This window comes from Pedosphaera parvula Ellin514, from assembly GCF_000172555.1.
GTDB lineage: Bacteria > Verrucomicrobiota > Verrucomicrobiia > Limisphaerales > Pedosphaeraceae > Pedosphaera.
The window spans coordinates 68,202-74,223 of record NZ_ABOX02000034.1; the positions used below are offsets into that span (position 1 = coordinate 68,202).

The following is a 6,022-nucleotide window of genomic DNA, read 5'->3' on the forward strand; positions in this document are numbered from 1 at the left end:
TTTCCTTTCGAGAAGGCAATGAGCTGAGACGCAAAAACGGCCTTGTCCCTTCGGTTCGGTGGTGGAGGATGGTTGAGGTGCTTGAGCGAAGGGGAAATTATTTAGAATGCGGTTGCTATAAACAGGTCGGTCCGCTGGACCTTTGGGCTTTGTTGATCGAATCGTTAGCGCGCTTAGGGAACCTGTGGAGCCATCGGCCAGCTCACTGCTTCAGCCGCCAGCGTTTTCTTGCAGGCCATTCCGATTTATCGGGCAGCAGGGACACTATCACGATCAGGATGATCGGCATCAGGACCATGCTGATTGGCAGGAGCGAAGGAGCTGCCACAAAGATCAACCGTACGTATGGAATAAAAAGTATGACCAGAGGCAGCAATCCAATAACGACCAAGCCATCATTCCAATCTTTAGCCTTGGTCCACCAGTAGCAGCCACAGATAACGCCAACATAACCGATCACAAAAACAAACAAGGCAAACACCACTTCGTTTTCCCGGTCCGCGAAAATCATGGTTCCGAACAGGATCGAAAAGACTGCGATGGCGATGCCGAGCAGGCCCACCACGACGCCGATCAACGCGTTCCGTCTATAATATACAATCCGTTCAATGTTGGAACCGAAGCGGCGGCGGGTCTTTTTTTTGGGGCTCTGATTGCCTGGCACTGAAAGTTTGCCTATCCACACCAACATCGCGATTATAAACACGATCCCAAATAGACATACGCCGATCCTGCCGCGCGCGGCGCCCAAAGAACCAAAAACGCTTTCATACTCCGTCTTCCAGGCGCCTCCGTAATGATGATAATATCCGACCTCCCGCGAAATTTCATTCCATATGAAACCGACGAAAGCTGCCAAGCCGGCAAAGGCGAGGAGGCCCAGACTAAGGGCCACTTTCAGAAAATTAAATGCCGCAAAACCTCTCATAGATAAATAACCAAGGTTCAACTATTCATGAGCGGACGGATGATTTTTTCATTGTTTGGCATGTTTGCACCACAATTGTCGGTTAGATTGTCGCTAATGCCAGCCAAAATCAAGTTTTGACTGACACCGTCTTCCTTTGCTGCTGGGCGGAGGATTGTGTTGTAACCGCCGGCCTTGTCCCTTCGGAACGGTGGTGGAGGATGGTGAGGTTGTTGGGCGAAGGGATGTTTGTTGATCGGGTTACCCGGGGCTATAACGTGGGCGGGCTTTCAGCCTTTGGGAGTTGTTGAAAAATAATGGATGCCGTCTGTTGAAAGTATTTTCTTAATTTGGGAAGAGTTCGCTGACAAGGCGGTCCGTAGCGGGAAGAATTACATTTCCAAAGTCCGGGTAAAAAGGAGTCGAGTCGAGAAGCAGAGTATAACCGCCGTACGTACGTGCCCCGTAAAGACGTCGTTGCGGTTGATGGCGCATGCTGGGCGGAAAATCTGCAACAAATCCGTAGTAATCAATGGCGACAGTCTGCCAGTCATGCAACAGAGCGGGCGAATCGGCACTGAGGGGCGCGCTGATGGCTGCATCGGGGTTCGCGGTTGTGAAGGCTTGCTTTAGCGACCAGATCATCTCTGCCGGGCTGACGTTGGAACGCTCGACGGTGATGGTAATTATGTTCGGTGAATGTTTACCTTCGTAGCTGTAACCTACCCTGATGCTTTTGGGGTCATCGAGTTTCTGTTGCGCAAAGCTCCGCTGAAATGGGCCAATCCGTAATGGGAACGCCAATCTTGTAGGCGGATGAAGGGCGATTTCACTGTTGCTCAGGCTGCGATAACCCGGCGCGGCGGTACGGCAGCCGCAGCAGAATAACGCAACAGCAGTCATAAACGAAAGGAGGGAACAAATGGATGTCATAATAGAAGGCAAACGATGGAACCAGACTTGATCATTCTGCGCGTCTCCAAACACGAATAATATTCTATTCGTCATCGAAATGGATCCAGAGCGGTGTGTTTGGTATTCGCAACTCGACGGGGATCTTCGCTGAAGGAACGTCCCGAGGCACACCGCCATCGGCAAGCCCTATCCCCCGGATGCAAGAGGAGCCTAATGTCTCCGAGCTTTAGGCTGGAAAATACAATGGCCGGAACACGCTCCAGCCACTCTCGTGGATATTTAAGATTGGGTGACATGTTAACGTTTGGAAACATACACCACCTTGTTTTTCCCCTCTCCGTAACCAATAATCAGATTCCAGATATTGGTCTGGGATTCATCTCGAGGCTCCCAAGTTATGCTGAGTCCGTCCGTATGTGAACTGTCGACCCAGATCCAGACCCAATTGGTGGATACTTTAATTCTTTCCGGATGCAGATTACGGATGATCTCCGCGAGAGATGTGTCCGTAACGGAAAGTTCCATATACTTGTTCGTGCCGAGTGGGTGATTCGCAAGGATGGAATCGCATGCCGCTGCGAAATCGGCGTGGTATTTGGGATTTTGGCTTTTGAATCTGCTATACTTCGAGTCGAACAGCCAGTTTAGAAGGACGAGACAGCATCCCACAATGAGTGCCGATATAATTATGGTTTTGCGGGATAGCATGTGTGGCCTATTTTACGATTTCACCTCTTTTGCATCCTGACCGCGCGGGCTTAATAGGGGTTAGGCGACAATGTTTTCAATCCCACCACCAATTCAAAAACTGCGACGGCGCAAGCAACATCGCGCCGAAGCATACAAGACACGTGAGAGCAAATACTCCCAAGTAGTAAAGACAAACTCTCCAGCGTCGAATCGCGAGACAGAGCAAAAAGGCAACCGGCCATACAAAGATACTGCCCATCACCAAAACGCCGAAATAGTTCACGGCGATGTAGCCATGCGTAACAAGCGGTGCTGGAAAACCTCGCTCACCGATGGATGTGGGCCACGCTCCGAGGCTCTGGTGCATGTGAATCGCCAGCGAGTAAAACAGGGCGAGCATGAGTAATGCTGGCAACACTGCCACGGTGAATCCGATGCGAGACTGTTTGGTGGGTCGCAAACAGAAGGCGACGACAATTGCTGCCAACCCGAGGATACCCGCAAGCATCGCGAAAAGAAGGATGGGAGATACGGAGGTTTGCATACGATGAAAGATGTCGCTGACGACATCCGAAATCAAGGCATGAATGGTATAAGTGGTTCCATGGCCTTGTCCCTTCGGAACGGCGGTGGAGGATGGTTGAGGTTGTTGATCGAAGGGATGTTTGTTGATGGGGTTACCCGGGGCTCCGCGCTTTGCGCTCCACCCCGGGCTATCACATGGCGGGCTTTCAGCCCTTCAGAATTGGGTGAGGAATTTTTGGGTGCGATGGCCATAAATATTCCGGTTCGCTGGACCTTGTGGCGGGGAGATTCTGTCAGGAGATCTGGGTTGACATGACATGTGCCTGGATATGATCAATTATTTGAAGCAACACTTGTTTGTGGAAATAATTATTCAACCTTGTACTCACGAAAATCTTGTTTTCATTTCTGACTGCAAACTCACGCAACGCGACTAATGCGATTAATAATTCCACACGGTCCATTGAAGAACTCGCTTTTTGAATATCTTCCGGCCACAATGACAACGCATCGATGCCGCAGCACCCTGCAACACAATTGCTCTCAAGGGCAGTCCAGAATGACTCCAGCGGATCAACCAAATGATCGATGGAAACTGCCTGACCTTGCTGGCCAATAACATCAATGAATGTAATCCACTGATCTTTGCCTATGCTGATGTCATTGGGATTGGGTTTGGGCATAAGCATATGGTCAGTCATTCGACCGATTAACAGGTCTGGAAATATTTGTTATCACACCTTTCAACGACAGTGTCGCCACGCGCATGCAAAATCAAGGATCGAATGGTGATTGCAACTTATGTGGAGTGTTAAAGGTGATGGTCGTAAAGAGCGGCCTTGTCCCTTCGGTTCGGTGGAGGATGATGGTTGGATGCGTTGGGAGAAGGGATGGGATTTTTTGATTCATTTACCCGGGGCTCGCACCACTTCACTCCGGGCTTTAACAATGGCGGGCTTTCAGCCCTTGTACCCTGAAAGGTGGACAACGTGCGGTCGCGTATGGGGTTGGATCATCAGTCGCATACGCGAGTTGAGGCATTTGGAAAGGCGAGTCGCGGGCCGAGTTAGTGCGGCGCGCACGGAGTGACGCGCCCTACCTACGAGGCTGAATCGTGGGTCGCGTGCGCGAGTGAGGCAGTCCGAAAGGTTGAATCGCGGGCCTTGTTAGGGAAGCGCGCAACGCATCCCTACCGAATAATTGATTGCTGGCGCGGTGGGTTGCGTCGTGGGTGGCGTGTAGAAGTTTAGACCTATGGTGGGGCAAGTTCAGGGTTTGTGCAGGCGGAAGAACATTTGGTCGCCGGGGTTGGTGATGGTGACGGTGATGATTCCGAGGGCGGTGTTGGTGGCTTCGCTGTAGCCGAACATGGTGAAGGGTTGGGCGAGGTTGGTGGTGGCTTCGAGGGTGTAGCCAGCGGCTGAAATGGGCCAGTAGAGTTGCACGGCGCCTTGCACGTTGGTGATGGTGACGGCGGGGGTGATCTCGACTGGAACGAGGTTTGGTTGAATGCCTGCGGTGCCGGTGGCATTGCTGGTAGCTGGCTTGCCGGTTGTGGCGAGAGTGCCGGCGGTCGTTTTATTGGCGGCGAGAATGGGAGGCGGTGGAATGATTTCGACGACGCCGTTCATCGGGAGTCCGATGGGGTCGCTGGTGCGGTTGTCCCAGTCGTTCCATTTGTTGCGCTGGCTGTGATTGGGATAGAAGATGGCGGCATAATCTTCGCCGCTGCCGACGTTGTTGGGTTCGCCGGGCGCCCAGGCGGTATAGGAGACGGATTCCCCGCTGCTCCAGGTGAAGTGGGATTTGCGGTCGCGGTCGCTCAGGCCAATCCAGAGGAGTCGTTGGGTATTGTCGTAGCTGCCAAAGGTGTGAAAGATCCAGTCTTCCTCGGCCTGGTTGCGGATCGTGGCGAGATGACCGCCGAGGGCGACGGCTTCGGCTTCCGCATCTGTCCAGGTGGAGGCGTTGAGGAGAATGTAAATATGGTTGTTGCTGGAATTGGTGGTGCGCTGGCTGATGGGGTCGGCGGCAGCAAGGTGGACGAGAGTGAATGACAGCAGAAAGAGTAGTTTTGTGGTCCAAGGTGGCATATGGGTGCTCCTGAGGATTTGTAGCAGATGCGTGATTGGATTACAAGGGCGACGCCGAAAAGATCTGGACAAAGCAGACTTTTGACTACGACATGCAACACAATAAAGGATGGTTACTGAATGTAGCATCTCAAGCACGCTAAATTCTTATATTCAAACTCGTATGAAGAAATTCACATCATTTCCCGGCATTAGTTTTCAACTGGACACACGCATCAAAGCCTTCGCGAAAACAATTGGTTTAACCCTCGTCGTTTTATTCGGCTCGATGGCCATGTCGTTTGGACAGGCCTTTCCCGTAATGGCTGGCAGTGCACCTGCAACGAATAGTTTCACACCGGTGCCCAACTTCGGCAGTTTGGTGATCGATTACAATTTCTACACCGTTCCGGATACGATGGACGTCTATTATAACGACGTGAACATTTTCAGTTCTGGGCAAGTCAGCGGTGCGGGCCAGTTTTTCATACCATACGGGCCCGGTTCACCCACCAGCTTAACGATTGTTATGGATCAAGCCGGTGTTGTATCGCCCACCACCGAATGGATGTACCAAGTTACGGCGGTTCCTGAACCGGGTTGCCTTTGGTTTTTGAGCTTGGGATTGCCTCTGTTGGTCTTTTGTCCGCGGCGAATATCAACTCCAGCGAGGTGCATGTTTGAGGGAGGGAAAGACTGGAGTAGCTTGGCGGCACGAGGCTATAGCTCGGGGTCGCGGTAGATTTCCCGCCATTCCTTTTGGGCGGCTTCGATGGTCAGGTTATTCCAGCGCTCCGCGAGGTGGGCAGGAATGGTCGAGCGGCATTGGCGGCAGTCGATGCGCTGCAGGATATGGCTCCATGGGTCGTCCTCACCAGGGACGGTGCTGACGGAGGCATACTCACCTGGCTCA

8 protein-coding genes are annotated in these 6,022 nt (G+C 52.2%); 1 reads left to right on the top strand and 7 read right to left on the bottom strand.

Going from position 1 to position 6,022, the window contains the following annotated elements:
• Positions 1-202: 202 nt before the first annotated feature.
• The 6 genes from CFLAV_RS21840 to CFLAV_RS32840 form a co-directional block, all read right to left on the bottom strand.
• Positions 203-928, bottom strand: coding sequence for a hypothetical protein (locus tag CFLAV_RS21840; RefSeq protein ID WP_007417017.1), 726 nt, complete (start codon positions 926-928; stop codon positions 203-205).
• Between the two features lie 324 nt (positions 929-1,252).
• Positions 1,253-1,840: a hypothetical protein gene (locus tag CFLAV_RS21845; protein WP_150107535.1), complete on the bottom strand. Its 588-nt coding sequence runs from the start codon at positions 1,838-1,840 to the stop codon at positions 1,253-1,255.
• A gap of 279 nt (positions 1,841-2,119) precedes the next feature.
• On the bottom strand, positions 2,120-2,530 hold the full coding sequence (locus tag CFLAV_RS21850) for a hypothetical protein (RefSeq protein ID WP_007417019.1): 411 nt from the start codon (positions 2,528-2,530) through the stop codon (positions 2,120-2,122).
• A 76-nt stretch (positions 2,531-2,606) separates the two neighbouring features.
• Positions 2,607-3,056, bottom strand: coding sequence for a hypothetical protein (locus CFLAV_RS21855; RefSeq protein WP_007417020.1), 450 nt, complete (start codon positions 3,054-3,056; stop codon positions 2,607-2,609).
• A gap of 274 nt (positions 3,057-3,330) precedes the next feature.
• A complete protein-coding gene (locus tag CFLAV_RS21865) occupies positions 3,331-3,720 on the bottom strand; it encodes a DUF6331 family protein (RefSeq protein ID WP_040549742.1) in 390 nt (129 codons plus the stop codon).
• 585 nt (positions 3,721-4,305) lie between these two features.
• Positions 4,306-5,130 (bottom strand): C-type lectin domain-containing protein, encoded by an 825-nt coding sequence (locus CFLAV_RS32840; RefSeq protein WP_007417023.1) that lies wholly within the window; start codon positions 5,128-5,130, stop codon positions 4,306-4,308.
• Between the two features lie 163 nt (positions 5,131-5,293).
• Between CFLAV_RS32840 and CFLAV_RS21875 the strand changes: the two genes are divergently transcribed.
• The gene (locus CFLAV_RS21875; RefSeq protein WP_040549743.1) at positions 5,294-5,851 is read left to right on the top strand and encodes a hypothetical protein; all 558 of its coding nucleotides are present in this window, start codon (positions 5,294-5,296) and stop codon (positions 5,849-5,851) included.
• On the opposite strand, the gene CFLAV_RS35690 is transcribed toward CFLAV_RS21875, so the two are convergent.
• A partial coding sequence (locus CFLAV_RS35690; RefSeq protein WP_007417025.1) for a hypothetical protein occupies positions 5,830-6,022 on the bottom strand: 193 nt, incomplete at its 5' end. The two genes, CFLAV_RS21875 and CFLAV_RS35690, sit on opposite strands and share 22 nt — an antisense overlap.

Excerpts from the sequence above, each read along its gene's own strand:
- CFLAV_RS21840 (WP_007417017.1), bottom strand. The coding sequence starts at position 928 with ATGAGAGGTTTTGCGGCATTTAATTTTCTGAAAGTGGCCCTTAGTCTG.
- CFLAV_RS21845 (WP_150107535.1), bottom strand. The coding sequence starts at position 1,840 with ATGACATCCATTTGTTCCCTCCTTTCGTTTATGACTGCTGTTGCGTTA.
- CFLAV_RS21850 (WP_007417019.1), bottom strand. The coding sequence starts at position 2,530 with ATGCTATCCCGCAAAACCATAATTATATCGGCACTCATTGTGGGATGC.
- CFLAV_RS21855 (WP_007417020.1), bottom strand. The coding sequence starts at position 3,056 with ATGCAAACCTCCGTATCTCCCATCCTTCTTTTCGCGATGCTTGCGGGT.
- CFLAV_RS21865 (WP_040549742.1), bottom strand. The coding sequence starts at position 3,720 with ATGCCCAAACCCAATCCCAATGACATCAGCATAGGCAAAGATCAGTGG.
- CFLAV_RS32840 (WP_007417023.1), bottom strand. The coding sequence starts at position 5,130 with ATGCCACCTTGGACCACAAAACTACTCTTTCTGCTGTCATTCACTCTC.
- CFLAV_RS21875 (WP_040549743.1), top strand. The coding sequence starts at position 5,294 with ATGAAGAAATTCACATCATTTCCCGGCATTAGTTTTCAACTGGACACA.